29 protein-coding genes, 2 tRNA genes and 2 pseudogenes are annotated in these 25657 nt (G+C 68.8%); 13 read left to right on the top strand and 20 right to left on the bottom strand.

What is annotated here, in order from left to right:
* The first annotated feature begins 5 nt into the window (after positions 1-5).
* Entirely contained in the window at positions 6-1247 is a 1242-nt protein-coding gene (locus ABD951_RS12020) for a KasA/KasB family beta-ketoacyl-ACP synthase (RefSeq protein ID WP_345345007.1), read from the top strand.
* A gap of 89 nt (positions 1248-1336) precedes the next feature.
* Positions 1337-2770 carry an acyl-CoA carboxylase subunit beta gene (locus ABD951_RS12015; protein ID WP_345345005.1) on the top strand — a complete coding sequence of 478 codons (1434 nt, stop codon included), beginning with the start codon at positions 1337-1339 and terminating at the stop codon, positions 2768-2770.
* A 76-nt stretch (positions 2771-2846) separates the two neighbouring features.
* Here ABD951_RS12015 and ABD951_RS12010 read toward each other — a convergent pair whose 3' ends face one another.
* From ABD951_RS12010 to ABD951_RS11990, 5 genes are all read right to left on the bottom strand, one after another.
* Positions 2847-3047, bottom strand: coding sequence for a cold-shock protein (locus ABD951_RS12010; protein ID WP_345345003.1), 201 nt, complete (start codon positions 3045-3047; stop codon positions 2847-2849).
* Positions 3048-3277: 230 nt separating this feature from the next.
* On the bottom strand, positions 3278-3796 hold the full coding sequence (locus ABD951_RS12005; RefSeq protein WP_345345001.1) for a DUF3145 domain-containing protein: 519 nt from the start codon (positions 3794-3796) through the stop codon (positions 3278-3280).
* Positions 3797-3915: 119 nt separating this feature from the next.
* A complete protein-coding gene (locus ABD951_RS12000) occupies positions 3916-4725 on the bottom strand; it encodes a serine hydrolase domain-containing protein (RefSeq protein ID WP_345344999.1) in 810 nt (269 codons plus the stop codon).
* Positions 4726-4808: 83 nt separating this feature from the next.
* Complete coding sequence (locus ABD951_RS11995) at positions 4809-5936, bottom strand: NDMA-dependent alcohol dehydrogenase (RefSeq protein WP_345344997.1); 1128 nt, start codon at positions 5934-5936, stop codon at positions 4809-4811.
* A 230-nt stretch (positions 5937-6166) separates the two neighbouring features.
* On the bottom strand, positions 6167-6685 hold the full coding sequence (locus ABD951_RS11990) for a DinB family protein (RefSeq protein WP_345344995.1): 519 nt from the start codon (positions 6683-6685) through the stop codon (positions 6167-6169).
* 248 nt (positions 6686-6933) lie between these two features.
* On the opposite strand from ABD951_RS11990, the gene ABD951_RS11985 reads away from it, so the two are divergent.
* A complete protein-coding gene (locus ABD951_RS11985; RefSeq protein ID WP_345344993.1) occupies positions 6934-8136 on the top strand; it encodes a TetR/AcrR family transcriptional regulator in 1203 nt (400 codons plus the stop codon).
* Positions 8137-8329: 193 nt separating this feature from the next.
* Positions 8330-8536: a hypothetical protein gene (locus ABD951_RS11980; RefSeq protein ID WP_345344991.1), complete on the top strand. Its 207-nt coding sequence runs from the start codon at positions 8330-8332 to the stop codon at positions 8534-8536.
* 94 nt (positions 8537-8630) lie between these two features.
* Here the strand turns inward: ABD951_RS11980 and ABD951_RS11975 are convergent, their stop codons facing one another.
* Positions 8631-10205, bottom strand: coding sequence for a S1C family serine protease (locus ABD951_RS11975; protein WP_345344989.1), 1575 nt, complete (start codon positions 10203-10205; stop codon positions 8631-8633).
* On the opposite strand from ABD951_RS11975, the pseudogene ABD951_RS11970 reads away from it, so the two are divergent.
* Positions 10185-10592, top strand: a pseudogene (locus ABD951_RS11970) (TetR/AcrR family transcriptional regulator); the annotation flags it as partial. The gene ABD951_RS11975 and the pseudogene ABD951_RS11970 sit on opposite strands and share 21 nt — an antisense overlap.
* Before the next feature lie 149 nt (positions 10593-10741).
* Here ABD951_RS11970 and ABD951_RS11965 read toward each other — a convergent pair.
* Positions 10742-10815: transfer RNA gene (locus tag ABD951_RS11965), tRNA-Ile, on the bottom strand.
* A 92-nt stretch (positions 10816-10907) separates the two neighbouring features.
* Positions 10908-11057 carry a hypothetical protein gene (locus ABD951_RS11960; RefSeq protein ID WP_345344987.1) on the bottom strand — a complete coding sequence of 50 codons (150 nt, stop codon included), beginning with the start codon at positions 11055-11057 and terminating at the stop codon, positions 10908-10910.
* Positions 11058-11781: 724 nt separating this feature from the next.
* Here ABD951_RS11960 and ABD951_RS11955 point away from each other — a divergent pair.
* The 3 genes from ABD951_RS11955 (at position 11782) to ABD951_RS11945 (ending at position 13263) form a co-directional block, all read left to right on the top strand.
* Positions 11782-12414: a tyrosine-type recombinase/integrase gene (locus ABD951_RS11955; RefSeq protein WP_345344985.1), complete on the top strand. Its 633-nt coding sequence runs from the start codon at positions 11782-11784 to the stop codon at positions 12412-12414.
* 53 nt (positions 12415-12467) lie between these two features.
* Positions 12468-12965: a hypothetical protein gene (locus ABD951_RS11950; protein WP_345344983.1), complete on the top strand. Its 498-nt coding sequence runs from the start codon at positions 12468-12470 to the stop codon at positions 12963-12965.
* A 124-nt stretch (positions 12966-13089) separates the two neighbouring features.
* Positions 13090-13263: a hypothetical protein gene (locus ABD951_RS11945; RefSeq protein ID WP_345344981.1), complete on the top strand. Its 174-nt coding sequence runs from the start codon at positions 13090-13092 to the stop codon at positions 13261-13263.
* Between the two features lie 205 nt (positions 13264-13468).
* On the opposite strand, the gene ABD951_RS11940 is transcribed toward ABD951_RS11945, so the two are convergent.
* On the bottom strand, positions 13469-13900 hold the full coding sequence (locus ABD951_RS11940) for an STAS domain-containing protein (protein ID WP_345344979.1): 432 nt from the start codon (positions 13898-13900) through the stop codon (positions 13469-13471).
* A 979-nt stretch (positions 13901-14879) separates the two neighbouring features.
* Here ABD951_RS11940 and ABD951_RS11935 point away from each other — a divergent pair.
* Positions 14880-15086: a hypothetical protein gene (locus ABD951_RS11935; RefSeq protein ID WP_345344977.1), complete on the top strand. Its 207-nt coding sequence runs from the start codon at positions 14880-14882 to the stop codon at positions 15084-15086.
* 39 nt (positions 15087-15125) lie between these two features.
* Here ABD951_RS11935 and ABD951_RS11930 read toward each other — a convergent pair whose 3' ends face one another.
* Positions 15126-15452 carry a MerR family transcriptional regulator gene (locus tag ABD951_RS11930; protein WP_345344975.1) on the bottom strand — a complete coding sequence of 109 codons (327 nt, stop codon included), beginning with the start codon at positions 15450-15452 and terminating at the stop codon, positions 15126-15128.
* A 149-nt stretch (positions 15453-15601) separates the two neighbouring features.
* Here ABD951_RS11930 and ABD951_RS11925 point away from each other — a divergent pair, with 149 nt between their 5' ends.
* Positions 15602-16021, top strand: a complete 420-nt coding sequence (locus ABD951_RS11925) for an Hsp20/alpha crystallin family protein (RefSeq protein ID WP_345345121.1) — start codon at positions 15602-15604, stop codon at positions 16019-16021.
* A 549-nt stretch (positions 16022-16570) separates the two neighbouring features.
* A complete protein-coding gene (locus ABD951_RS11920) occupies positions 16571-16891 on the top strand; it encodes a J domain-containing protein (RefSeq protein WP_345344973.1) in 321 nt (106 codons plus the stop codon).
* 287 nt (positions 16892-17178) lie between these two features.
* On the opposite strand, the gene ABD951_RS11915 is transcribed toward ABD951_RS11920, so the two are convergent.
* From ABD951_RS11915 to ABD951_RS11890, 6 genes and pseudogenes are all read right to left on the bottom strand, one after another.
* Positions 17179-17499, bottom strand: a complete 321-nt coding sequence (locus ABD951_RS11915) for a phage major capsid protein (RefSeq protein ID WP_345344971.1) — start codon at positions 17497-17499, stop codon at positions 17179-17181.
* A gap of 133 nt (positions 17500-17632) precedes the next feature.
* Positions 17633-17977, bottom strand: a pseudogene (locus ABD951_RS11910) (phage major capsid protein); the annotation flags it as partial.
* Between the two features lie 543 nt (positions 17978-18520).
* Positions 18521-18997 carry an HK97 family phage prohead protease gene (locus ABD951_RS11905; protein WP_345344969.1) on the bottom strand — a complete coding sequence of 159 codons (477 nt, stop codon included), beginning with the start codon at positions 18995-18997 and terminating at the stop codon, positions 18521-18523.
* Entirely contained in the window at positions 18940-19299 is a 360-nt protein-coding gene (locus tag ABD951_RS11900; RefSeq protein WP_345344967.1) for an HK97 family phage prohead protease, read from the bottom strand. Before ABD951_RS11900 ends, ABD951_RS11905 begins: the two co-directional genes overlap by 58 nt.
* Positions 19299-20021: a phage portal protein gene (locus ABD951_RS11895; RefSeq protein WP_345345119.1), complete on the bottom strand. Its 723-nt coding sequence runs from the start codon at positions 20019-20021 to the stop codon at positions 19299-19301. Before ABD951_RS11895 ends, ABD951_RS11900 begins: the two co-directional genes overlap by 1 nt.
* Complete coding sequence (locus tag ABD951_RS11890) at positions 19984-20436, bottom strand: phage portal protein (protein WP_345344965.1); 453 nt, start codon at positions 20434-20436, stop codon at positions 19984-19986. Before ABD951_RS11890 ends, ABD951_RS11895 begins: the two co-directional genes overlap by 38 nt.
* A 421-nt stretch (positions 20437-20857) precedes the next feature.
* On the opposite strand from ABD951_RS11890, the gene ABD951_RS28660 reads away from it, so the two are divergent.
* Positions 20858-21178 carry a helix-turn-helix domain-containing protein gene (locus ABD951_RS28660; RefSeq protein ID WP_425569833.1) on the top strand — a complete coding sequence of 107 codons (321 nt, stop codon included), beginning with the start codon at positions 20858-20860 and terminating at the stop codon, positions 21176-21178.
* Here the strand turns inward: ABD951_RS28660 and ABD951_RS11885 are convergent.
* A tRNA-Asn gene (locus ABD951_RS11885) sits at positions 21140-21212 on the bottom strand. The two genes, ABD951_RS28660 and ABD951_RS11885, sit on opposite strands and share 39 nt — an antisense overlap.
* 138 nt (positions 21213-21350) lie before the next feature.
* Here ABD951_RS11885 and ABD951_RS11880 point away from each other — a divergent pair.
* The gene (locus ABD951_RS11880) at positions 21351-21587 is read left to right on the top strand and encodes a hypothetical protein (protein WP_345344963.1); all 237 of its coding nucleotides are present in this window, start codon (positions 21351-21353) and stop codon (positions 21585-21587) included.
* A 5-nt stretch (positions 21588-21592) separates the two neighbouring features.
* On the opposite strand, the gene dnaG is transcribed toward ABD951_RS11880, so the two are convergent.
* Genes dnaG through ABD951_RS11865 form a run of 3 tightly spaced genes read right to left on the bottom strand, consistent with a single transcriptional unit; the run spans position 21593 to position 25488 of the window.
* Positions 21593-23500, bottom strand: a complete 1908-nt coding sequence (dnaG, locus tag ABD951_RS11875) for a DNA primase (RefSeq protein WP_345344961.1) — start codon at positions 23498-23500, stop codon at positions 21593-21595.
* Positions 23501-23545: 45 nt separating this feature from the next.
* Positions 23546-24814 (bottom strand): deoxyguanosinetriphosphate triphosphohydrolase, encoded by a 1269-nt coding sequence (locus tag ABD951_RS11870; RefSeq protein WP_345344959.1) that lies wholly within the window; start codon positions 24812-24814, stop codon positions 23546-23548.
* Entirely contained in the window at positions 24811-25488 is a 678-nt protein-coding gene (locus tag ABD951_RS11865) for a YdcF family protein (protein ID WP_345344957.1), read from the bottom strand. Before ABD951_RS11865 ends, ABD951_RS11870 begins: the two co-directional genes overlap by 4 nt.
* Positions 25489-25657: the final 169 nt, after the last annotated feature.

Raw genomic sequence — 25657 nt, 5'->3', positions numbered from 1 at the left:
CCGACGTGTCCTCCACCTCTCCCCGGACGTTGCCCAACGTCGTCGTCACCAGCCTTGCGGCTACGACGTCACTCGCTGGTGACGTGGATGCCACGTGGAAGTCACTGCTCGCCGGCGAGAGCGGCATCGGCACGCTGACCGGGTTCGTCGACGAGTTCGACCTCCCGGTCCGCATCGGCGGCAAGCTCAAGGTCAGCCCGGACGAGGGACTCTCCCGCGTCGAGGTGCGCCGGATGAGCTTCGCCGAACGACTCGCGCTCACGCTGAGCCGGGCGGTATGGCAGAACGCCGGCAGCCCCGAGGTCGACAAGGACCGCCTCGGTGTCGTGATCGGCACCGGACTCGGCGGTGGCGAGTCGCTCATCGACGCCAGCCAGAAGCTTCGCGAGGGCGGGTACCGCAAGGTGTCCCCGTTCGCCGTGCAGATGGTGATGCCGAACGGTCCGTCGGCCACCGTCGGGCTCGAACTCGGTGCCCGCGCCGGCGTCATCACCCCGGTCTCGGCCTGCTCGTCGGGGTCGGAGGCCATCGCCCACGCGTACCGGATGATCGCCCTCGGCGACGCCGACATCGTCGTCGCGGGCGGGGTCGAGGGTGAGCTCGACGCCGTTGCGACGGCGAGCTTCGCGATGATGCGAGCCCTGAGCACGCGCAACGACGACCCGGCGGGTGCGTCGCGGCCGTTCGACCGGGACCGCGACGGATTCGTGTTCGGCGAGGCCGGCGCGATGATGGTCCTCGAGACCGAGGAGCACGCCAAGGCTCGTGGTGCCACCATCCATGCCCGGCTGCTGGGTGCGGGCATCACCTCGGACGGCTACCACATCGTCGCCCCCCACCCGGAGGGCACCGGTGCGGCTCGGGCGATGACCCGCGCCATCCAGTCCGCAGGGCTGGCGAAGTCGGACATCACGTTCGTCAACGCCCACGCCACCGCGACCCCGATCGGTGACATCGCCGAAGCCAAGGCCATCAAGGCCGCGGTCGGCGACCACGCCGCGGTGTACGCACCGAAGTCCGCACTCGGGCACTCGATCGGCGCCGTCGGTGCGCTCGAAGCAGTGCTCACGGTCCTGAGTGTGCGGGACGGCATCATCCCGCCCACGCTCAACCTCGAGAATCAGGATCCAGAGATCGACCTGGACGTCGTCAAGGGTGAACCCCGCAGCGGCCAGATCGATTTCGCCCTCAACAACTCGTTCGGATTCGGTGGGCACAACGTTGCGCTCGCCTTCGGCCGCGCCTGACGGGTCGGCTCAGTTCGACGGTGAGGGGCCCGGCCCCCGGGCCCCTCACCCACCCGCAGTTCGCGGCTCGCTTTGAAGGAGGACCGGCGATGACCATTCTGGACCCGATCACCAGATCCGACACCCCGCTCGACCCCCGCGATCCCCTGGCCCGCCTCGAGAAGCTGTTCGACGCCGGCACCACCACCACGCTGCATCCCCGCGACAAGTCCGGCGTACTCGCCGCGTCCGGCGAGATCGACGGCGTCCGCACCATCGCCTACTGCTCCGACGCGACCGTGATGGGCGGCGCGATGGGAGTCGAGGGCTGCAGGCACATCGTCGCGGCGATCGACGCCGCGATCGAGGAGCAGGTACCCGTCGTCGGAATCTGGCACTCGGGCGGGGCCCGGCTTGCGGAGGGCGTCGAAGCCCTGCACGCCGTCGGTCTCGTGTTCGAGGCCATGGTCCGCGCGTCCGGCCTGATCCCCCAGATCTCCGTCGTCCTGGGCTTCGCGGCCGGCGGCGCCGCCTACGGCCCTGCGCTGACCGACGTCGTCATCATGGCGCCCGAGGGCCGCGTGTTCGTCACCGGTCCCGACGTGGTCCGCTCGGTGACCGGCGAACAGGTCGACATGGAATCGCTCGGCGGCCCCGCCACGCACACCAAGAAGTCGGGTGTCGCGCACATCGCCGCCCACGACGAACTCGACGCCCTGCACCGGGCCCGCCGTCTGGTGTCGATGATCGCCGACCAGGGCGAGTTCGACGAGGAGGCAGCCCGACGCGGCGACACCGACCTGCGGGCCCTGATGCCCGAGTCGGCCAAGCGCGCCTACGACGTCCGCCCGATCGTCCACGAACTCCTGGACAACGTCGACGGCGAATCCAGCCTCGAAGAGCTGCAAGGAAACTGGGCACGCAGCATCGTCACCGGCCTCGGCCGGCTCGGCGGGCGCACGGTCGGGGTCATCGCGAACAACCCGCTGCGCCTCGGTGGCTGCCTGAACTCGGAGAGCGCCGAGAAGGCCGCTCGGTTCGTGCGACTGTGCAACGCATTCGGCATTCCGCTGGTCGTCATCGTCGACGTGCCCGGCTACCTGCCCGGCGTCAGCCAGGAATGGGAGGGCGTCGTCCGACGCGGCGCGAAGCTGCTGCACGCGTTCGCCGAGGCGAGCGTCCCGCGGGTCACGCTGGTGACCCGGAAGATCTACGGCGGCGCCTACATCGCGATGAACTCCCGCGCCCTCGGTGCGACGGCGGTGTACGCCTGGCCGGAGGCGGAGGTCGCCGTGATGGGCGCCAAGGCCGCCGTCGGCATCCTGCACAAGCGGGCCCTCGCGGCCGCCCCCGAGGAGGAGCGCGAGGCGCTGCACGATCGGCTCGCCGCCGAGCACGAGGCGATCGCCGGCGGCGTCGGCCGCGCGATGTCGATCGGCGTCGTCGACGAACTGATCGAGCCCGCGAAGACCCGCAGCCTGCTCACCGCCGCACTCGCGGCGGCCCCGGCCCGCCGCGGACAGCACAAGAACATCCCGCTCTGAGCGGCCGTACACACGAGTTGGGCCCCCGATCTTCGGGGGCCCAACTCGTATGCCGGCAGATCACCGGCGGTTCAACTCAGATTGCGCGGACACTCGTGGCCTGGGGACCCTTGGCCCCCTGTGCCACCTCGAACTCCACGCGCTGGTTCTCCTCGAGGTTCCGGAATCCGGAGCCCGAGATTTCGGAGTAGTGCACGAAGATGTCCGCGCCACCATCCTGAGCGATGAAGCCGAAACCCTTCTCCGCGTTGAACCACTTCACTGTTCCCTGAGTCATGAGTCACTCCTGTTCGGGCTGATCGGACCACACGGTGTGGCCCGGGGCCGGTTTCCAGACGCGACGCGACGTCTTCAGACGACGAAACTGATGTCTCCGGAACCTGAAGGACTGCACGGCGCCCGCAACACGGTTTCCTTGCGAGCGTGCAGTGGTACACAAACACACAAAAACTTGCGGCCACCCACTTCAACGCGTGGGTCACCGAAATGATTCCCCGACGCCGTGCCCTAGCCGACGTTGCGGTGCAGCCAGGTCACCTCGGCACCCTCCCCGCCGCTGCGGTAGGGCTCGAGTTCCTCGTCCCAGGCGGCCCCGAGGGCCCGCTCGACCTCGGTCGCGAGGGAGTCGGTGCCGCCGTGCTCGGCGATCAGTGCACGCAGTCGCATCTCGCCGAGGACGACGTCGCCGTTCGCGCTCATCGCTCCGTGCCACAACCCCAGCCGCGGTGCGTGACAGTAGCGTTCGCCGTCGACCCCCTCGCTGGCCTCCTCGGTCACCTCGAAACGCAGCATCGGCCACGCGCGCAGTGCGTTGACGAGCCGGGCGCCGGTGCCGACGGGACCGACCCATTCGGTGGTCGCGCGCAGTTGTCCCGGTGAGGCGGGCTGGGACGTCCACTTGAGGTTGGCGCGGCAGTCGAGGGCGGCGGCCAGGGCCCACTCGATGTGTGGGCACAGCGCCGCAGGCGACGAGTGCACGTGCAGCACACCGTTCGTCGCATCCGCGAACTGATTCAATTCGCGCACAGGGCACCTCCAGCTTCGACGAGGGACGTCTTCCCCAACGACCTCTGCCGTCAGCCGTGCGGTGTCGCGGTAACAGTGTGCCCCGTGTGCACGGTGGTGCGCCAGTTGAAAACTGGGGTTCACCCGAAGCGGGTGAGCACCGCCTCGCTCAGCTCCGGCCAGGCGTCCTTGGCCCAGTCCCCGAAGGCACGGTCCGTCAGCGCCACGCACGCCAGTGACCGCGTCGGGTCGACCCACAGGAACGTGCCGGACTGACCGAAGTGCCCGAAGGTCGCGGGCGAGTTCGACGCGGCGGTCCAGTGCGGCGACTTGGTGCCACGGATCTCGAACCCGAGACCCCAGTCGTTGGGACGCTGGACCCCGTAGCCGGGGAGCAGCCCGCGCAGCCCCGGGTACTGGACCGTCGTCGCGGCGGCCAGGGTCGGCTCCGACAGCAGGCGCGGACGCAGCAACTCCTGCGCGAACCGAGCCAGGTCCGCCACGCTCGACCGCGCACCGTGCCCGGCGGGCCCGACCAGTGCACTGTCGGTCATCGCGAGCGGTTCGAACACGGCCTGGCTCAGGTAGTCCGGGAACGCGATCGCCGTCTCGGACTCGATCAGCTCGGCGAGCACCTCGAATCCGGTGCTCGAGTAGATCCGCTTCACGCCGGGCGCTGCCTGCACGGTCCGGTCCCCGAACGCCAGGCCCGACGCGTGTGCGAGCAGGTGCCGCACCGTCGCACCGGGCGGGCCGGCGGGCTGCTCCAGGTCGACCGCGCCCTCCTCGACGGCGACCAGCACCGCGTACGCGACCAGCAGCTTCGTCACCGACGCCAGCGCGAACACGCGCTGCCCGTCACCGGCGGTGTCGAGGATGCCGTCGGCGCCGACGACCGCGACGGATGCGTGGTCGACCGGCCAGGATTCGATCTGCTCGATGCTGCGCACGCGGCCAGCCTACGAGCCGCCCGGAACACGACGACGCCGGGCCGCCCCGCGGGGTCGGCCCGGCGTTCGCCGATTCTCCGCCGTCAGCGGTCGGCGTCGGTGTACCTGATGACGCCGCGCAGGTTCTTCCCGTCCAGCATGTCCTGGTAGCCCTCGTTGATCTGCTCGAGGCTGTAGGTGTTGGAGATCATGTCCTGCAGGTTGAGCTGACCCGACTTGTACAGGTCGAGCAGCATCGGGATCTCGTGACGCGGGTTGGCGCCACCGAAGACGTTGCCCTTCAGGGTCTTCTGCAGCATCGCGAAGAGGAAGAGGTTCATCTTCACGTCCATGTCGGACATCTTGCCCATGGAGGTGACGACGCAGGTGCCCGTCTTGGCGGTCAGGGTCAGCGCCGGGTCGATCATGGCGCCGTCCATCTCGCCCATGGTCAGGATGACCTTGTGGCACATCTTGCCCCAGGTCAGCTCCATGACCGGGACGATGGCCTCCTCGAGGCTGGCGTAGGCGTGCGTGGCACCGAACTTGAGGGCCTGCTCGCGCTTGAAGGCCACCGGGTCGATCGCGATGACGTTGCGGGCACCGGAGACGACCGCACCCTGCAGGGCCGCCATGCCGACACCGCCGACGCCGACGATCGCGACGGTGTCGCCCGGGCGGACCTGCGCGACGTTGGTGGCCGATCCCCATCCGGTGGTGACACCGCAGCCGACCAGCGCGGCGACCTCGAACGGGATGTGCTCGTCGATCTTGACCGCCGAGTACTCGTGCACGGTCATGTACGGCGAGAACGTGCCGAGGAGCGACATCGGGATCACGTTCTGACCGCGCGCCTGGATGCGGTACGAGCCGTCCGAGATGGACTGACCGGTGAGCAGGCCCATGCCGAGATCACAGAGGTTCGAGTGCCCCTGGGTACACGGATCACACGTGCCGCAGGCCGGGATGAACGACAGGACGACGTGGTCGCCTTCCTTCAGGCGCTTCACGTTCGGACCGACCTTGGTGACAACGCCCGCACCCTCGTGCCCGCCGAGAACCGGGAAGGACGGCATCGGGGTTGCGCCGGTGACGAGGTGGTAGTCGGAGTGGCACATGCCGGCCGCCTCCATGCGAATCTGGACCTCACCCTCGCGCGGGTCACCGAGCTCGATCTCCTCGACCGACCACGGCTCGTTGATGCCCCACAGCAGCGCGCCCTTTGTCTTCATTACGTTCCGGCCTTTCGTCCACATCAGCGACACGTGATCGCGGTGACGGTGATCACACGGCACACGATAGCCCGAAACGCGCGAATTTGGAACACGTTCTAACAGAATTCCGTAACAGCCTCTAACGTAGTGGTGTTTCCGCAGGTCACAATCGGTTATCCGATGGTCAGATCGGCGCGTGACACCCTTGGCGGACCGCCGCGGAGCGGGCCGAACTGGACATCCGTCCGTCAGCCCCGCACGTCGTTCAGATGATGGACGGGGTCGTGCAGGAAGTACACCGCCAGGGTGCGCACCGTGAACGCGGACCCGTCGCTCCGCAATCCGCGCCGGCCGAGTGCACCCTCGGGGACCGCCGCGAACGCGTCGGCGATCGCCTCGGCCGCCGCGGTCAGTTCGTCGGCCACCACCGCCGGGTCCTGCTCGCCGTACCGCTCGGCGACCGCGGTCGCGTCCTGGTCCCAGTTCGCGAACACCGGGTCGTCCCGGTCGAGCATCAACTGCAGACGCTCACGGAAGATCCGCAGCACGTCCCGCACGTGCGCGCCGTACTCGAGCGGCGACCACGTGCGCTCATCGGGACGGAGCGCGGCGTCAGGGCGGGCCAGCACCGCGGGCCAGCGCCGCGCATTCGCCCGCGTCAACTCCGGGATGGCCGCGAACTCGACGGTCGCGGGGTCGAATCCACAGTCGGGGCAGGGCCGTTCGACGACCCAGGTCCAGTTCTTCGTGTCGGGGGTGATCGCCATGGGGCCAGGCTATCGGCCGCCACGGGCGGCCGGATTGCCGCGCCACCGACAGGGCCTCGGAGCAGACCCTGTGATCACACCGGGTGACCCGCACGTCCGTGTTCACATGAATCGGCGGATATCATGGCGATCGCGCCTGGCAGCCGACGCGATCGGGACGGCACCGGTTCACTTCGATCGGACAAGGGATCATCCGGACAAGGGATCATCGGGGGCTCGGCGGACAACCTCGAGCAAGGAGTGTTTCCGTGACCCAGCCCGTGGTGGCGAAGCCGCGCGCGCGGAGGCCGCGCGACCGCAAGCAGTCCATCGTGCTCGCCGCCTCCCAGCTGTTTCGCGATCGCGGTTACCACAACGTGTCGATGGCCGATGTGGCGGCGGAGGTGGGCATCACCGCCGGGGCGCTGTACCGGCACTTCCGGAGTAAGGGCGACCTTCTCCTGCACGCTGTGCGCAACGGTCTAGAGGTGATGGACTCGACCGTCCGGGGGGCGACGGACATAGACGAGTACCTGCGCGCAGCCGGCGTCGTCGCACTCGAACGCCGCGGCCTGCCGACACTGTGGCAGCGCGAGTCTCGGCACCTTCCGGACGAACAGCGCGCACAGCTCCGGCAGCAGTTGAACGAGATCGCGTCGCGCGTCGGTGTCCTGGTCGCCCGTGAACGCCCCGACCTCACCGAGGCGAACGTCGACCTGGTGACGTGGGCGGTGATCGCGGCACTCGGCTCGTTCGGACTGCACCGGATCACGTTGCCCAAGGGCGAATTCCAGCGCATTCACTTCGAGCTGCTGTCGACGGTCGTGCACTGCCGGCTGGCGGACGAGACGGCGGACGAGGACAAAACACCGGCAGCCCCCGACACGTTCGTGGACGTGCAGCTTCCCCGGCGTGAGCAACTGATCACGAACGCGACCCGATTGTTCGACGAACGCGGCTTCCAGTCCGTACGCATGGACGACATCGGCGCGGCGGTCGGCATCACCGGATCCAGTGTGTACAAGCACTTCCCCACCAAGGAGGACATCCTCTCCACGGCGCTGAGGCGGGGGGACGAGCGGATGCACTCGGGGATGGCGGCCGCGCTGCAACACGGAAGCACCGCCGCCGAGGTACTGGACCTGCTGCTGCGATCGCACATCGATTTCGCGCTCGAGCACAGCCGCCTGATCGGCATCCTGACCAGCGAGCGGGACGAACTTCCCGACAAGGAGCGCAAGCACTCGCTTCGTACGCAGCGCGACTACGCGAAGGTCTGGAATCGGCTTCTGCGCGAATGCCATCCGGAACTCGGGCCGGACGTCGCGAAGATCGTCGTCGACACCGTGTTCATCGTCGTGAACAGCCTGGTGCGGATGCGGGCGATGCGCGAACGATCCGATCTTCGCGCCCGGCTCATCGACGTCTCCAGGGCGCTGCTGCGATACCCGGATTGCGGCACCGACGCTTGAACGCGCCGGCCGGGCGGCTACCGCACCTTCCACGTGACGTCGAAGACCGCGGGGCACTTCTCGACGGAGGCAGTGATCGCGTCGCGGCGACGGGCGCGGACGACCCCGACCCGACCCCGGTCTGATCGTCTCCACCCTGCTCGCCGAGCAGGGCGACCCGCTGCTGGTCGGGCTCCTCGTCGAGATCTGGTCGATGGCAGTGCGCGACGACACGGTCGCCGCGGTGGTGCACGAGCTCTACCGCGGCTGCGCCGACCACCTCGTCGACCTGTTCGGCGGAGACGTTCATCAGTTTGGTCGAGGGCGGGGGCTGATGCGGTCGGGGATCGCCGGGCCACGGATCCCCCAGCACGGACGCGGAACTGACCGTCTCGCGCTCGGTCTGCTCACCGGACCGTAGTGCCGGCGCGCGCGAGGTGGGTGGCCGCCGAGACCGGTGCGCGGGCGGCCCGTGCCCCCGACGGGCCGCCCGCGCACCGACGAGGCCGGTCGGTTCAGAGGTCGACCGAGAAGCTGTTCACCACTCGATCGGCGGCCGCGACGTCGGCCGCACTGTTCGCCTGGACCGCAACCAGCGCGAGATAGCGACCGCTGTCCGCCTTCGCCGCGACGAAGATGTACTTCGCCTTCTCGGGGCCGCAGTTCTCCCACGCCTCGAAGCGTCCGGTGTGCAGTGCGTCGCTGTAGTCCATCCGCCCCTTCGACACACAGCCCGCCGCGGGCAGGTCCTTGCCGGCGACGTTCAGCAGGTCCTCCGGTGTCGAGTTCGACACCGCCTCCGCGGAGCCGAGCACCGTCGCGCCGACGGCACCCCATCCGTTCTTGTACTGCGCGAGATCCGAGCTGGCCTCGACACCGAAGTACGCGTTGCCCTTGTCGTCGACGAACTGGGTCCCGTCGACCTGGGACCACGATTCGGGTACCTGGACGCTGACCACACCCGAATCGTCGGTGATCGTGGTGAACCCGGCGGCGGCCTGGCCGCCCGTCGCGGGTGCGCCCGCTCCCCCGACCAGTCCGGAGCTCACCGTCGTTGTCGCCTCCAGCGGTGTGCCGTTGAACTGGCCACGCAGATACGTGTCGGTCGCCGGGCGGTACACCTCCACCGACAGGGTGGCGTCCTGGCCGTGGGTTTCGAGCACGTTGCAGTACTCGCCGAGCGTCCCGTCCGCGCCGAGGGCCACCCCCTCCATGTTGGTGAGCAGGTCGCCGGCCTCCACACCGGCCTTGTCGGCGGGCGAGCCGGAGGCGACCGAGTTCACCCAGATCCCCAGTCCCTCACCCGCGTCGGAGGTCACGGCCTCCCCGTTGATGCCGAGGCTCAGCACGTTCTTCCCGCTGCGGAGGTCGTCGACGATCCTGCGCACCTCGTCACGATGGATCGCGAAGTTGGTGTCGTGCTGCTCGTCGCCGGCGTAGTTGACGCCGACGAGACGACCGTCCGGATCGACCAGGGGCCCACCGGAATTGCCGCTACGGATCCGGGCGTCGTGCTCGATGACGTGCTCGAGCGACGCCCACGGGGTGTCGGCGGGGGTGTCGGCCTTCGACACGATGCCCTTGGTCATCGTGAAGGTCGGGTCGCCGAGCGGGTACCCGGCCGCGTACACCTCGTCCGCGGTGGCGACGTCGTCCTCGCGGATCCCGATGTAGGGCAGGTCGTTTCCGTCGATCTTCACGACGGCGAGGTCGAGGCACTCTGAGGATCCCTTGACCTGGGCGTTGAGTGTCTTGCTCTGGTCGCCGCCCCGCCACACCTTCAGCGTGCCCGCACCGGTGACCACGTGATTGTTCGTCAGCGCGTACCCGTCCGAGGAGATCAGGAAGCCCGAGCCGCGCCCCGCCGACTCGTAGGCACCCTCCTGCGGCGAGACGAAGGTGCCGACCGCCTCGAGCTGGATGGTCGCGGACTGCAGGTCGTCGAACCCGACGCCGCCGTCCGCGCCCCCGCCGCCGCCCATCGAGAAGGAGAACGAGCAGGACGACAGCACGAGCGCACCGACGGCGAGCCCGACCGACGCCACCGCACGCCTTCTGCCCGGGAGTCGATGGTGCGAACTGTGTTTCATGGTGCTCCTGTGGGAAAAGCGCCGGATGGCGCGGGGATGTCGGGTGAGCTCGCCGGCGACGGCGCAGTGGGCGTCGATCAGACTGCCCGGGCCGGGTGTCCCGACGACAGAGTCAGCGGTCCCGCTGTCGCGGGAACCTGCGCGGCCCACGGATCGGGACCCGTGCGCGCCCCGCGACCGGACGTACGTCGGCTGAATTCCTCACCGGCTCAGCGTCGGGGATCCGGCACCGAGCCGCCATCCCAGATTTCTGGGCACTGCCCGGGGCAGCGATCTGGGGTCGTTGCGAAGCGCGCGGAGCTGATCGAGGCGACGAGATCCGTCATCGCGGAGGAGGGATACGCCAACGCGTCGCTGTGCGAGGTGGCCCGACGCGCCGGGTACACGACCGGTGCGGTGACCAGTGATGGAGAGCCGCCCCGGGAACCACCTCGAGCGTCGACGAGTGCGCGCGAGCGTGGGCGACACGTGAGCCGACACGACTCAGGTTCCGCATCCGAGAACTCGGAGCGGGACCCGACGTGGACTTTCGGAAGTGGGGCGGGCGGGGCTCGAACCCGCGACCAATGGATTATGAGTCCACGGCTCTAACCGACTGAGCTACCGCCCCGTCCGCCCGTTGCCGGGCGGAACGAATGCTACCGGTGCCCCGCCGCACGGCGCCGGGGAGGGCGGCACCCGCCGGCGTTGCGGGTGCGTCGACTATGCCAGCGCGAGGACGAGCAGTGTGGCCGCCGCGAGTACCGCGACCGCGGTCAGCATCGCGAGGACGAACTGGGCGCGTGCCATCCGGTCATCGGCGTCACGCGGCGCCAGCAGGTGCGTGTTCGACAGAGTTCGTGAATTCGGCATCGTTCCCCTCGGAGGTCGTCGACAATGCGAGCGTTCCACCCTCGGCGCGGTACCGACAGGGCCATTGGTCCCGACTGCACGAAATCCCGGCACGAGATGACTCGCGTCCGGGTAGCGTGCAGCGCCGCGAACGACGACGGTGCTCGACCTGCGTACACAGGTCGAGGACCGTCGCGTACCCCGCGGAAACGCGGCGCGTACCGAACTCACCCGATCCGAAACAACGAAAAAGGCCCCCTCACCTGCACTGGGCTGGTGAGGGGGCCGTTGCGCTCCCCCGGCTGGACTCGAACCAGTAACCGTCCGATTGTCAGGTCGTGGCCCTCTGGCCTGCGGTGACAGATCTCGGTGAGCGCGCCGCATGATCAGGGAGCCCTGGCCGACAAGCCTTCTGTGAACTGAGGTTTCAGGTACTCGCAGGTATGCCCGCGATGGGAGGACGCTTCGCTCGTGACGAATACCGATCGGTCTGCAGGAAGGCCCCACAAACAGATGTACCGCCTACCCGCCGCGTGGGAGCACGCCGTCGACGAATGGGTCGCGTGGCTCACCGCCGGCGGCGCACCCAAGACGACGATCCGCACCCGGCGCGGTCATGTCCGAGGCGTCGCCCGCCGACTACGAGCCGATCACCCGGGGGGGTGTGACCGGGACGCAGTTGGTCGCCATGGCGGGCCGGCAGCAGTGGTCGAACGAGCACCGCCGCGGCCTCCGAACGAGCCTCATGCAGTTATACGAATGGGCCGTCTCGAACGGGCACGCCGCCGAGAATCCGGCGCGCGCCCTCCCGAAGGTGCCCGAGTCGAGCCCGAAGCCGCGACCGGCGACAGACCGGATCTGGCGCGCCCTGCTCATGGCGGCCGGCCCTCGTGAACGGATAATGGCCCGCCTCGCGTGCGAGGTCGGCCTCCGTCGTGGCGAGGTCGCTCGAGCGCACACCCGCGACCTGGTCGAGGAGGTGGACGGATACGCGCTTGTCGTCTTGGGGAAGGGGAACAAGCAACGGATCGTCCCGATCCCCGACGACCTCGCCGACGAGATCGCCCGCGGGCCCGGTGGCCACACGATCGGCCGCGGTCGCGAGGGGTACCTGTTCCCGGGCGAGACTGAAGGGCACCTCTCCCCCGGACACGTGGGCAAGCTGATCGGCGACCTCATGCCCGAGGGCTGGTCGATGCACAAGCTGCGGCATCGGTTCGCAACCAAGGCCTTTGCGGGCACCGGGAACCTGCGAGCGGTGCAGGAGGCGCTCGGGCACGCGAGCGTCGCGACGACGGAGCGGTACACCGCGGTCGCCCGGACCGAGGTGCGCGCGGCCGTGAACGCAGCGGCCGTGCGAGCTCGCCCGGCGGCATGACACCGCATCCTCCATTCGACCGACAGTCACGGAGGCCTGATTGAATCCGGACAATGATCCGGACTATCACGACACTGACCATCGCTGCCGCCGCGCTCGGCCTCGCGGCCTGCTCGTCGGATTCGTCGGACACCGCCGCTCCGGCGACGTCGACACCGGCACCCGCGCCAGCCACACCGGCTGAGGGCACGAAGGCACCCGCCCCGGCAACCGCGCACCTGTCGGATCCGCGGTGCGCGGCGGCCGGCGAGCAGGACGTCATCGCGGTCGCGAACGGTCTCACGGACAAGTCACTGACGCTGACGAACGCGCAGATGATCCAGGACGGAGATCTCACGTTCCTTGGTGCGACGACCGTGCGGCCGGATGGGAAGTTCGAGAACCGGTCGGACGTGTGGGTGCTCAGCGGGATGATGCCGTTCTCGGCGACCGGTGGCGCGCGGAGCACCACCGAGTGGCCGAAGGCGAGCTCGGCGCCGCTTCAGATTTCGGCAGGAGATGAGCGCGTGCGGGCCGTCGACACCTGCGTCGTAAACCTCACGCGGAACTGACGTCGTTCGCCCATCGGTCGCGCTACGGATGCGGCCCGGTGTGCACGGCGTCAGGGTGGATGACCTCGCCGCACATTTCCCCTGCTCTCACGAGTTGAGCAACCACGACCGAGAGGACACAACGATGCAACTTCCCCGGCAGTACGTCGCCGCGGGCATCTACACCGCGACCACCGCCGCACTGCTCAGCGCCAACTACACGCCCACCCGCGCGGCCATCTGGCTGCCAATCTGGGCGGTCGTGACCGGCACTCTCGTCTACAACGGCACCCGAGACTTGCGGCGCAACACGCGATGATCGAGTATCTCAGCCGCGGCGAAGTCGCCGAACGACTCGGCGTCGCACTCCCGACCATCGACGGGCACGTCCGACGCGGGTACATGCCCGAGCCGGACGCCCGAATCGGACGCAACTACGGGTGGCTCCCGTCGACGATCGATGAGTGGACCGACAGCCGTCCGGGACGCGGCACCAGGACTGATCTGACGCAGTCCTGCCCGGCCTAGCCGGCCGCAGAGCTCACTCGCACCTGCTCGAGTTGATCGTGTGCCGCCAGTTCGACACGCCGAGCTTCGGCGGCGGCCTGCACGGACGGGAAGCAGTGGAAGTGATCGGCCATGTCCGTCGCCCGCAGCGTATGACCGGCAGTCGCCTCGTCGGGCACGAGGAGCATCGCCAAGCCGTTGCAGGTGGCTCTGTCCTGAGCATCTGCGAGCGCCAGCACGCCCGAAATGCCAACGAAGTCAACCCGCGAGAGGTCAACAATCAGAGTCCGCACCGCCAGGCTGATCGCCCTGTCGATCGCCTTCAGGAAATCGGGCACCGCGGGAGCGTCCAGTGCTCCGAGCACGGCGGCGACGGTGGGCAAACCGGAAGTGCTTCTCGATGAGGATTCGATCAACGGCCGATCGAGACAGTAGATGTGGATGCACACGGCGAACCTCCACCTGGTGGTCAACCGCAGCTGTTTGCTCAACCGCCGTTTGGCTTTCGTAGGTCAGGGAATCATCGACCGACAGCGAGGTCCGGGCCGTCAGCGTCAAGGTCGAAACCCATCTACCGTCTATCACCCCTCGATACCGAGGGCAACAGATCGGGCGTCCAACTTCACGACCTGAGCCGCCGGCACGCCTGGGTCGGGAGGAGGCGTGTCGGCGGCTATCGCGGGCGTGCGGGAAGTAGCTGAACCGCACGCGCGCGCCGGATTCGATCCGACCCCCACGGACTACCCGTCGATGCCACACCACAAACAGACTGGCGCCCCCGTTCCGGAGTGCGGATCGACTACGTGCATGGGCGGACGGCGGGTGCGGGGACCCATTAGCTGGTCTTCGCCCACCTGCTGTCCTGGGGCTGCGGCACGCTGCACGGCGGCCGGAAGATGACGGTGCCGCACTCGCGGCAAACGTGTATCCAGTGCCCGCGCTCCGGCGTGCACGCGCAGGGTTCCCAGCGGGCGAGGATCCTGCGTGAGCAGGCCTGATCGCCTTTCGGGCAGTACAGGTCCGTGGAGCCGACCATGCGCCGAGCCTACGCTGGTTCGCGCATCCGTTCGATACCCACACCTCCCTGACGGGCGACGAGCGGTCCTCAGGGCGATCGCTTATGCACAGGGCCGGACGGCGGCCGCCGGAACGGATCGTCAGCAACCGGAGCGAGCGGTTCGCGGTCGTCACGCTGGCCCTCCCCCGGGACCTGGTCTCCTGATTTGCGCGGCGCACAGCTGCCCACCTCCCTGTTCACCAGCGCGCCCGTCATGCGCGGGCGCAGCCCACTGTGCACCCCAGAATCTAACATCAAGTAACCCAAATGTTCCAGACGGTGCCGCTATTTTTCTTCTTCTCAGAATGCAGATCTTCTGCCACACTTGTCTCTGACAAGGGGTGGATGGACTAGCCGGAAGGAGGCCGACGATGACGGAGGAGACGCGGGTGGCACTGCAGAACTACGAGCACCTCATCCGTATCCACGGAGCGTCAGGCGTCCACATGGTCTGGACAACCGACACGCTGCTCTTCGGCGCCGACGGCCACGCGGACATCGACATGCTCACTCGGCCCGGATTCACGCCGGCCACCGAGTGCTACGCGCGGGCGTATGAACGCGACCGCATGATGTAGGCGGGCAAACAGCCGCTTTCGATGGGGCTGTCCTGCCGCCTAGTCTGATGCGCCGACCGCCGCCTCGTCGAGTTCTGCCCGTAGGCCGGCGTTGGCGTGCTCGAGGCGGAGGTTGTCGGCCTCGAGCTGCAGGATCCGCGCGATCCCCGCGATGTTGACACCCGCGGCGACCAGCTCGCCGATGTGCTGGAGGAGCACCAGGTCGTCGTCGCTGTAGCGGCGGGTCCCCCCGCCCGTGCGGGCCGGGGTGAGTAGCCCACGCCGCTCATACAGTCGCAACGTCTGCGGGTCGATGCCCGACAGCTCCGAGGCCACCGAGATCCCGTAGACCCCCAGGCGGGACCGCGGCGTGGACTCCTCTGCCATCGCAACCTCCATTTCGCGACTCCGCCTCTTGCAACAGGCTAGCAGTAGTGGCACCATAAATCTATGTAGGGAATAACAGATTCCCTATCAGAGTTGTTCGGGTTGCATGACAGAGCATCGACAGATGTCCTACATGGAGGTGAACGATGATGCTGATGCGTACCGACCCGTTCCGCGATTTCGACCGCCTCGCCCAGCAGGTGTTCGGAACGGTCGCCCGCCCCGCAGTGATGCCGCTGGACGCGTGGCGCGATGGCGACAAGTTCGTCGCGGAGTTCGACCTGCCCGGCGTGAAGGCCGACTCGATCGACCTCGACGTCGAGCAGAACGTGCTCACCGTGCACGCCGAACGCCCCGCGCTCGACCCGAACCGGGAGATGGTCTCGGCCGAACGGCCGCGCGGCATGTTCAGCCGCCAGCTGTTCCTCGGCGAAACCCTCGACACGGACGGTATCGAGGCCAGCTACGAAGCCGGTGTGCTGCGGCTGACCATCCCGATCGCGGAGAAGGCCAAGCCGCGCAAGATCGAGATCACCAGCTCCGACGAGAAGAAGGCACTCAACGCCTGACCCTTCGCCATGAAGTAGCCAGCCCGGCCGCAGGAGGGAGGTGACACCATGCCCGGCCTGATGCTGACACCGCCCGATCTCGACATCACACAGGTGCTGATCATCCTCGAGATCGAGGATGCCCTGCGTGATCCCGGACGATGGCCATCGGAGGCACCCGCGCGGCGCCCGCCGGCCACTCCCCCGCGACAGCGGACGGCCATACGCAAGCCCATCAGCGGTCATGCTGTGTGGCGGTGCCCGCACCGCAACTCGCAGGTCGACACACGCGCTGTGCCAGCTACACAGCGCTCGCCTCCGCGCCACTGACCTCCCGGCCAGGACGATCGCGCACCGCCCGCCCGATGAACCGAAACAAAGGGCGCCAACGCCATCGAGCGCAATTCCGATGCCCGGGCGCACCGCCACCATTTGGCACGCACAGCGCGGGCCGTGCGCCGATCGAGCCGGGACACTCCACGGGCCGAGCCCAGGCGGGTTTGGCCCCACCCCGCGGTGACCCCGGCTGTCGGCTCCGTCCGGGGTCACCGCAAACCGCGAGGGCATCTCATGGACAACGGTCAGAACCTCTATCGCGTGCTGGGGGTGGCGCCGACCGCGACGCACGAGGAGATCCTGCGTGCATACCGTGGGATGCTGCGCCGCACGCACCCCGATACACGCAGCGCCGCGTCCTGCGCGCAATCTGATGAACTTCTCCGGCAGGTACTCGCCGCCTACGCGGTGCTCCGCGATCCGCAGCGTCGCGCCGACTACGACCGGCGACGCGCAGCCAGCGCGTCGGGACCGCCGACGCCCGTGCGCGTGCACTGGTACCCAGCCCGCTTCTCGATTCCGCTGCGCGCGGGCCCCGTCACCCGGCACGGTTGACCGCGGCCCACCGGCTCGCCCCCTCCCGTGGGCCCGGGCCACTCTGAGGCCACTCTCCGACGAGGGGGCCGGCCACTATCCCGCTTCAGTCGAGGTTGGGGGGACCAACTACCCGGCCGAAGACTGCCCTGTTCGGCCTCGAGCCTTCGCGTCCTCATCGCTGAGCTGGACCGTGGTGCGGTGGCCGTTGATCTCGGCCTCGTAGATCTTCGTGCCATGGTGATCTCCTCCCCGAACGACGACAGCCCAGCGCGTGGGGCGCTGGGCTGCCGGTTCGGTCAGTTGGGTCAGGCTGCGACGTCGATCTTGACGAAGGCCGTCGGGCGGGTGACCGCGAACGCGAGCCGCTCCTCGGCGAGGATCACGACCATGTTGCGGATGAAGAAGTCCGCGTGAGAGTCGGTCACGGTCACCGTGGTCTGCTCGCGGTCCCAGATGACCGCCTTGGCGAAGTCGCCGAGCAGAGCCTCGCCCGCGGCCTGCGTCTCGGACTCGACGACCGGCAGGCCCCGGACGGTGCGCTGGCCGATGGCCTGCGGGCCGCCGTAGCGGTAGGTGCCGTTCAGGTCCTTCGCGAGGTCGATAGCCTCGGCGTCGACCGAGTTCATCACGACCCCGGTGGGGTTGACGCGACCGACGGTGCGGGCCTTGGTGATGCCCTTGCGGAACCGGCTCGAACAGGTCCGTCGAGAACGCCTGGGTCTGCACCCCGGACCACTGGTTGATGCCGGTGAAGTTCTCGCCCGGCCCGTTGCCGTTGAGGATCTGAGCCTCTTCGGCCTCCGCGATGTCGAGCCGCAGCTCGTCGTTGATCAGACCCTCGAGCGCGGCGACGTCGGCCAGGGCCCGCTTGGTGGCGGGCACCCACTCGGCGATGGTCTTCACGTTCGCGGTCTTGCGCTCGTGCGCCCAGGAGCCCTCGGGCTTGTAGCCACCGTTCGGGTTCGGCACCAGCGCGCCTGCCGAGCGGGGCGCGGTCGGGGCCGCCGAGCTGGTCGCTTCCGGCACGACCGCGGCGGCATTGGTGTGGCTGGTCTGCGCGACGTACTCGACCGCGTCGGAGCCGGTGCGGCGAACCGAGACCAGATCCCTGATCGTCAGCGCCTTCCGGCCGCGCGACTCGACGATGCCGGTCTGCTCGTTGACGACGAACGCGCCCGCGCTCGTGTCGGTGCCGCCGGACGAACAGACCCTTCACGTCGACCGGAGCGGTCGAGAACGCGGACCGCTCGGGGACGTAGCCGCCCTTGAACGGCGCCATCGCGTCGTTGAACGCCTGCGAGTCCACGAACTGCAGGCCGAGGGACTTCACGCGCTCGCGGATCGGCTGGTTGCCCTGCGCGTCGAGGTCGTCGACGGCAGGGGTGCCGATCTCTGCGGCCAGGCTATTCGCCTCGTTGAGAATCTCGAGGTCGCGCTTGCCGACCTTGATCTGCTCGAGCAGGTCGCGTTGCTTCTGCGTCTCGGTGTTGTAGTCGGCGAGCACCTGCTCGACCACTCGCTCGGGCTGCCGTCCGCCTTCTCGGCGATCGCGCGAGCGGCGTCGGTGGCCTTCAGTGCAGCAGTCTGCAGGTCGGCCAGCTTCGTCTTGGTCATCATGATGATGAGTTCCCTTCTCGGATGGTTGGTTTACGCGCTCAGCTCGATCTCGAGGGCGAGCGCGTCCAGCACTGCCGAGGGATCGACGGACGTTTTCCGGTTGGCCTCGGAGTCGGCAGGATCAGTGCCGGCCTTCCGAGACGGGCCGCTACCGCTGGCCTTCTCCTCGTCTGTGGAATCGAGGACCGACAGCACCCGCCCGAGCGCGTCATGCGCCGTGCGGATCTCGTCCTCGTTCTTGGCCGAGAGCACTCGGCCGGCCTTGATGTCCTCGACGACCCGATCCGCCAGCGTGGGGATCGACTTCACGGCGAGGATCTCGGTCTCCTGGTTTGCGCCGATCGGCACGACGGACACCTCGTAGATCTTCAGTTCGCGGAGTGCGTAGAACTCCTCCGCTTCGGCATCGTCGGTGCCGTCCTTCGGGCGCTTCTCGTACCCGCCGTCGATCACGTCGTAGGCGAACGACGTCTGGTTGACGCGCCGGCCCTTGAGGAGGCGGTACACCTGGGCGGCCTTCGGGCCTGCAGGTCGAGGCGCGCATGCACCTTCAGGCCCTCGTCCTCCTCGGCCGACATGATCTCGCCGATGTTGTAGTCCGGATCAGACATGTTGTGCCCGAACAGGAGCGGGATGGGGTAACCCTTCTCAGACCATCGCGCGAGGTCCTTCGCGAAGGCGCCCGGCATCACGACGTCGCCGTAGCTGTCCTTGTTCCCGAACACGCTGGCGTAGGCGGTGAACTCGCGCTCGCCGAGGCCGTCATCAGGCCCGGCCTTCAGCGGTGCCGGTGCGTTCTTGGTGCGCATCAGCTCGCCTCTGCTGGATCTGCGTCGTCGGCCGGCGGTTCGGCCGCTGGGTCCGGCGCGGGTGCGGCCGGCGTCGGGTTCTGGTCCCCGTTCTGGGTGACGTTGAGAGGGCGCACCAAGAGGTCACCGCCCTCGATCGGCGGCCGGTTGTCCATAGCCCGGACCTCGTTGATGGTGAGGAACGGGGAGCCGGCAGCCTTCTGCATCGAGTCGGACCGGGTTTCGAACGAGACGGTCAGCTTCTCCGCGAGGTTGAACTCGACGTACACCCGATCGGGATCCGGTAGGTCCGGGATCGGTTGCAGCGCGAGCTCGTCGGCGATCATCGTCAGCCAGGGCCCGAGCGTGTCCTGGTACAGCATCTTGTGCTGCTCGGTGATGTTCGAGAACGTCGCGTTGTCGAGCAGGCCGACCATCGACGGCGGGATGAAGTACGCCACCGCGACCTCCTCGCGGGTGAGCTTGCGCGCTGCGACGTACTGCAGCTGCTCCGAGGTCTGCGAGACGGCATTGAACGTCATCCCGTCCTCGAGAATCGGAGTACCACCTGCCGCGGGCCCATCGCCGGCGTACTGCGCCTGCCACTGCGTCCGGAATCGCTCGCGCGTGGGCTCCTCCCACCGCCCCGCCTCCCGCGCCCGCTGTAGGTAACCTGACAGCCGGGCGTCGTTGCGCACCACCTGCTCACGCGAGCGGCTCGAATACCACTCCTCGGCGAGGATTTGCCGGAGCGATTCGATCGGGCGAGGTGCCGAAGTCGTTGTTCGGCGCGTAGCCGCGGAAGTAGACCATGCTCTCGGCGGGCACCTCGCGGGTGCCCTTGCTGCCCTTGACCTCGAACACCGACGGAGTCAGCCAGTCATCACCCTTCGGCGTGACCATCGACGGCGGGAGACGGACCAGACCGAGTCCATCGGACGTCTTCACCTTCTGCCAGTGGGCGCGGTCGTAGATCCCGAGGTCGTGCACCAGGCTGTCCATGAGCCGGTACCTCGTCGTCCACGGATTCGGCTTGCCGATCAGCAGCGGCAGCGCATGGTCGATCAGCCGCTGCCGGTCCGTGTCGCCGAGGCGCCGGAACGTATGCAGGCCAAGCTGGGCCATGTTCCGTGCGAGGAACGTGACAGAGGCACGCACGGCTGGCTGCTTCCGCAGATCTCCTCGTACGCCATCGACAGCGAGTCGGTGATCTGGATCCGCGGCATGCCCGGTAGATCTCGAGGCAGTGCGCACAGAGGTCGATCGCCTCGCGGTTGCGGCGCCGGCCGAGCTCGACCGCGTCCTCGTCGAGCTGGCACACCGACACGAGGTACGGCGGTTCCTTCTCCTGGACACGAACAGGAACGCCGGATCCTCGGCGACGCCGAGCTCGGGGATCCCGTCGACGTACCAGGCGTGTTGCTGGTGGTAGCCGTAGTCGAGCGCGGACTTCTCGAACTTGCGCAGGTCCGCGGTGGTCGCGGTCTTGCAGTCGGTGACGATCAGCCGTTGTTACTCATAGAGAAACATTGGATGCTCTGACCTTCCAATTGCCCGCTGAGCGGTTAAGGTATTCGCCATGACGACACTTAAGGCAGCAGCAGACCGTGAGTCTCGGACCGAGGCCATCGCGCGCCGGCTGCGCGGCAAGCTCGGCGAGATGAGGATCAGCCAGTCCGAGTTGGCGCGCGTCATCCACATGAACAAGGCCAGCGTGTCTCGCCGTATGGCCGGCGACTTCCCGTGGCGTATCGACGAGCTGGAGCTCGTCTGCGACGCCCTCGGTCTCGATCTCGACGAGATCCTCACGGGCCAGGAACGAAAAAACCCCCACCCGGATATACCGGGTGGGGGCTTGCGGCTCCCCCGGCTGGACTCGAACCAGCAACCGTCCGATTAACAGTCGGAAGCTCTGCCAATTGAGCTACAGGGGATTGACCTTCGGCAGCTGCCGCTCTCGCTTGGCTGCGGAACAGACTTTAACCCATAGACCCACCCTGGTACCAAATCGCCTGCCCGTGGGCCCGTCAGGCACACTGTGTCAGGCCGTTCGACAGGAGGGAAAGCAGTTCATGATGCGCTTGTTGATCGGGGTCGCGGCGGGATACGTGCTCGGCACGAAGGCCGGTCGGGCCCGCTACGAACAGATCACCCGCACCACCAAGGCGATCGTCGGGAGCCCCGCGACCAAGAAGGTGATCGAGGTGGGCCGGCAGAGACTGTCCGACAGCCTCAACACCCAGCCGCGGCTCGAGCCGCTCGCGCCGATCGACGAGGACACCACGATCTACGTCCCACGCGGCCGGTAGCGAGCTCAGTACTCCTCGGCGTTGTCTCCGACAGCCTGTTCGAGGAGGCTGCGCCGGTACTGCTCGAGCGCGACGAGGTCACCGAAGAGCGACATGTACTCGTCGGGCCGGTCGGCCTGCGACATCCGCTGCAGCCGCGACTTGAGGTCGGCGACCTGCTGGCCCACCCAGACCTCCTGCAGCCGCGCCAGGACCCGCGGGATGTAGTCGGGGACGTCGGCGGCGCGGATCGGTTCGACGGCGAGTTCGGTGACGAGCGACTGCAGCGGGTCGGCGAGTTTCGCGACCGCGTCCATCCACTCGGCGCCGCCGAGCCCGGCCGCGGTGCCACCCGCGTCGGCCATCGCCTGGCGCACCAGTGCGTACGCGGGATGGGTGAAGGTCTCCGGTGGCAGCGAGTCGAACACCGACCCGGCGACCGCCGGGTACTGCAGCGCGGCCTTGAGCGCGTCGCGCTGCGGCCACAGCGTCGGGTCGCGCGGATTGGGTCGCGGCGGACCCGCCGGCGCGCTCGACACCGGTGCGGGGTCCTCGCGGAACCGGCTCGTCGACTGCGGTTTCCCGCGCCGGGACGCCGACCTGCGAGCCTCGTCACGGACCCGCCGGACGACAGCGGGAATGTCGTCCCAGCCGACCCAGCCGGCGAGTTGACGCGCGTAGTCCTCGCGCAGGGCGGTGTCCTTGATGCGCGCGACCACCGGCACGGTGCGGCGCAGCGCCTCGACGCGCCCCTCGGCCGTCTCCAGGTCGTGTTCCGCCAGCAGCGATTTGACGACGAACCGGAACAGCGGCACCCGGCGGGCCACGAGGTCGCGGACCGCCGCGTCCCCGGACGCCTGCCGCAGCTCGCACGGGTCCATGCCGTCGGGCGCGACCGCGACGTACGTCTGCCCGGCCATCTTCTGGTCGCCCTCGAACGCCTTCATCGCGGCCGCCTGGCCGGCCTCGTCGCCGTCGAAGGTGTAGATCACCTCGCCGCGGAAGTAGCTGTCGTCCATCAGGAGCCGGCGCAGCATCGCCAGGTGGTCGTCGCCGAACGCGGTGCCGCACGCGGCGACGGCGGTCTTGACGCCGGCCAGGTGCATCGCCATCACGTCGGTGTAGCCCTCGACGACGACGGCCTGGTGTCCCTTCGCGATGTCCCGCTTCGCGAGGTCGAGACCGAACAGCACCTGGGACTTCTTGTACAGCATGGTTTCCGGGGTGTTGATGTACTTGCCCGGCATGGTGTCGTCCTCGAACAGCTTGCGCGCACCGAACCCGATGACGTCGCCGCCGAGGTTGCGGATCGGCCAGACGAGTCGTCGCCGGAACCGGTCGATCGGGGTACCCCGCTTGCCGGGTGTCGCCAGACCCGCGTCGACGATCTCCTTCGCCTCGAAGCCCTTCGTCATCAGGTGCTTGGTCAGCGTGTCCCAGCCGTCGGGCGCGTAGCCGCAGCCGAACGTGAGCGCCGCCTGTCCGTCGAAGTTGCGTTCGGTGAGGTAGTCGCGGGCGGTCTGGGCGTCGGGCTCGCGCAGGCGGGCCGCGTAGAACTCCTGCGCGGCGGCGTTCGCCGCGACGAGGCGGGCTCGGGTGCCGCGGTCGCGTTGGACGGACGTGCCGCCGCCCTCGTACGAGATGGAGTAGCCGATCCGGTCGGCGAGCTGCTCGACGGCCTCGACGAACGAGATGTGTTCGATCTTCTGCAGGAACGAGTAGACGTCCCCGCCCTCGCCGCAGCCGAAGCAGTGGAACGTGCCGTGGTTGGGGCGGGCGTGGAACGACGGCGTCTTCTCGTCGTGGAACGGGCACAGGCCCTTCATGGAGTCGCCGCCGCTGTTCCGCAACGCGACGTACTCCCCGACGACGTCCTCGATGCGGGTGCGTTCCCGAATGGCCGCTATGTCACGTTCAGAAATTCGGCCGGCCACGACGACAGTCTAGGGCCTGCCCGAGCCGGTGGACGCGTCGCCGCCTCACCCCCAGGCGGCCTGCGCGCCGAGACTCTGCTTGTCGACGCGTTCGAGCCGGCTCTCGGTGTAGGACGCGATCTGGTCGACGATCACCCGGGTCCGGGCCGCGTCGTCGGCCGCCCGGTCCCACGCGGGCAGCAGGATCGGGTCCAGGCAGCTCGGCGCCGTCTGTGTCAGCCACTGCGCGACCCGGTGGATCCGGTCGCGCTGCCGGTCCTGCCGGGTCCGGTGACCGGGATCGGACATCACGTACCGCAGCGCGACGGTCTTGAGCAACGCCACCTCCGCGGCGACCACCGGCGGGATCTCGAGGTCCGCGGCGTAGCGCGACAACGGGCCGGTGCCTGCGACCTCGCGCGTCGCGGACACCGCGGCCGTCGCGAACCGGCCGACGAGCTCGCTGGTCAGGTTCTTCAGCGCCACCGACGACGAGAGGGTGCCGTCGTAGCTGCCGACCGCGACCACCACCGGCAGCCGCGACAGCCGGCCCGCGGCCTCGACGAGCTCGTCGACGACCAGGCCCCGGAACTCGGCGGCACCCAACTCGGCGAGCGCCCGGCACTCCGCCGGGTCCGCGAGCGCGCGCAGGTCGATGCGGCCGGCGATCACCCCGTCCTCGACGTCGTGCACCGAGTAGGCGACGTCGTCGGCCCAGTCCATCACCTGCGCCTCGAGGCACCGGCCGGTCCCGGGGGCGCCGTCCCGAACCCAGGCGAGGATGTCGGCGTCGTCGTCGTACGCGCCGAACTTCGCGCCCGGCGCGGGCCGCGTCCACGGGTACTTGATCGCGGCGTCGAGGGCGGCGCGCGTCAGGTTCAGCCCGACGCTGCGGTCGTCCGGGCCGAGGACCTTCGGTTCGAGGCTGGTCAGGATACGCAGGTTCTGGGCGTTGCCCTCGAACCCGCCGCACTCCGCGGCGACCTCGTCGAGCGCGGTCTCCCCGTTGTGCCCGTACGGCGGGTGCCCGATGTCGTGGGCGAGCCCGGCGAGGTCGACCAGGTCCGGGTCGCAGCCGAGCCCGTCGGCGATGCCGCGACCGATCTGCGCGACCTCGATCGAATGGGTCAGGCGGGTGCGGGGGGTGTCGCCGTCCCGGGGGCCGACCACCTGCGTCTTGTCGGCCAGCCGGCGCAGCGCGGCGCAGTGCAGCACGCGGGCCCGGTCGCGGGAGAAGTCGCTGCGCGCCGACGAGGTGCCGGGCAGGCCGGCCGTCTTCGGTGCCTCGACGACTCGCCGTTCGAGGTCGTGGTCGGAGTACGCGGTCACGGTCACTGCCCCGCCGTGTACGGGAAGTCGGCGGGAAAGTGGGTGAGCTGGTACCACAGCAATGCGCCTGTCTCCCGGGCGATTCCGTGCAGCTGCGACTCGCGGGTGAACACCGCCGGTCCCTGCCGGGTCGGGGCGGTCCACGAGTCGATTCCGGCGTCGCGGGCCATCGTGCGGGTGCGCAGCGAATGCCACGGGTCACTGACGAGAACCGCGGAGTTCATCCGGTTCTCCCCCATCACGCGGCTGACACCCTCGATGCTGCGCAGGGTGTCCGCGCCCTCCTCGACCGCGATGATCCGGTCCGCGGGCACCCCGCGTTTGATCAGGTAGTTCTTCCCGGACGCGGCCTCGGTGTACAGGTCGCCGACCTGCTTGCCGCCGACCGTCACCACCGTCGGGGCGACGCCCCGTTGGTACAGCTTCGCGGCCTGCTCGAGCCGCGCCTCGAAGACCGACGACGGGGTTCCCGAGTACTGGGCGGCGCCGAGGACGACGATCGCGTCGGCGGTCCGGGTGTCGTTGATCCGCGCCACCTGCCACACCCGCACCGCGGTACCGCCGACGAGCAGCAGCCCGATCAGGAGCGCCCCGACGAGCGTGCGCCGCGTCCACCGGGCCAGGGTGCCCGCGAACCCGAGTCGCTCGTCGTCGTGGGGGCGTGCCGCTGCGTAACTCACTCCCCAAGTCTGCCAGCCGCGCGGCGCGGTACCGGCGAACGCCGCGCCTGGTGTCCCGACGACCGGCCGCGGCGCTCGGCCGCGCGCACCGCGGCGCCGGTGACGTCGGTGACCTCGGTGACGGGACGGCACACCCGCGCGGGGCGGCGAGAACCGGGCGGCGACCGAT

Origin of the sequence: Rhodococcus olei (assembly GCF_039540555.1) — a bacterium.
GTDB classification, from domain to species: domain Bacteria; phylum Actinomycetota; class Actinomycetes; order Mycobacteriales; family Mycobacteriaceae; genus Rhodococcus_G; species Rhodococcus_G olei.
This window is presented reverse-complemented; position numbering and strand designations above follow the sequence as displayed.

Excerpts from the sequence above, each read along its gene's own strand:
- ABD951_RS12015 (WP_345345005.1), top strand. The coding sequence starts at position 1,337 with ATGACCATTCTGGACCCGATCACCAGATCCGACACCCCGCTCGACCCC.
- ABD951_RS12010 (WP_345345003.1), bottom strand. The coding sequence starts at position 3,047 with ATGACTCAGGGAACAGTGAAGTGGTTCAACGCGGAGAAGGGTTTCGGC.
- ABD951_RS11995 (WP_345344997.1), bottom strand. The coding sequence starts at position 5,936 with ATGAAGACAAAGGGCGCGCTGCTGTGGGGCATCAACGAGCCGTGGTCG.
- ABD951_RS11990 (WP_345344995.1), bottom strand. The coding sequence starts at position 6,685 with ATGGCGATCACCCCCGACACGAAGAACTGGACCTGGGTCGTCGAACGG.
- ABD951_RS11980 (WP_345344991.1), top strand. The coding sequence starts at position 8,330 with ATGGCAGTGCGCGACGACACGGTCGCCGCGGTGGTGCACGAGCTCTAC.
- ABD951_RS11975 (WP_345344989.1), bottom strand. The coding sequence starts at position 10,205 with ATGAAACACAGTTCGCACCATCGACTCCCGGGCAGAAGGCGTGCGGTG.
- ABD951_RS11960 (WP_345344987.1), bottom strand. The coding sequence starts at position 11,057 with ATGCCGAATTCACGAACTCTGTCGAACACGCACCTGCTGGCGCCGCGT.
- ABD951_RS11955 (WP_345344985.1), top strand. The coding sequence starts at position 11,782 with ATGCAGTTATACGAATGGGCCGTCTCGAACGGGCACGCCGCCGAGAAT.
- ABD951_RS11950 (WP_345344983.1), top strand. The coding sequence starts at position 12,468 with ATGATCCGGACTATCACGACACTGACCATCGCTGCCGCCGCGCTCGGC.
- ABD951_RS11945 (WP_345344981.1), top strand. The coding sequence starts at position 13,090 with ATGCAACTTCCCCGGCAGTACGTCGCCGCGGGCATCTACACCGCGACC.
- ABD951_RS11935 (WP_345344977.1), top strand. The coding sequence starts at position 14,880 with ATGACGGAGGAGACGCGGGTGGCACTGCAGAACTACGAGCACCTCATC.
- ABD951_RS11930 (WP_345344975.1), bottom strand. The coding sequence starts at position 15,452 with ATGGCAGAGGAGTCCACGCCGCGGTCCCGCCTGGGGGTCTACGGGATC.
- ABD951_RS11925 (WP_345345121.1), top strand. The coding sequence starts at position 15,602 with ATGCTGATGCGTACCGACCCGTTCCGCGATTTCGACCGCCTCGCCCAG.
- ABD951_RS11920 (WP_345344973.1), top strand. The coding sequence starts at position 16,571 with ATGGACAACGGTCAGAACCTCTATCGCGTGCTGGGGGTGGCGCCGACC.
- ABD951_RS11915 (WP_345344971.1), bottom strand. The coding sequence starts at position 17,499 with ATGAACTCGGTCGACGCCGAGGCTATCGACCTCGCGAAGGACCTGAAC.
- ABD951_RS11900 (WP_345344967.1), bottom strand. The coding sequence starts at position 19,299 with ATGCGCACCAAGAACGCACCGGCACCGCTGAAGGCCGGGCCTGATGAC.
- ABD951_RS28660 (WP_425569833.1), top strand. The coding sequence starts at position 20,858 with ATGACGACACTTAAGGCAGCAGCAGACCGTGAGTCTCGGACCGAGGCC.
- ABD951_RS11880 (WP_345344963.1), top strand. The coding sequence starts at position 21,351 with ATGATGCGCTTGTTGATCGGGGTCGCGGCGGGATACGTGCTCGGCACG.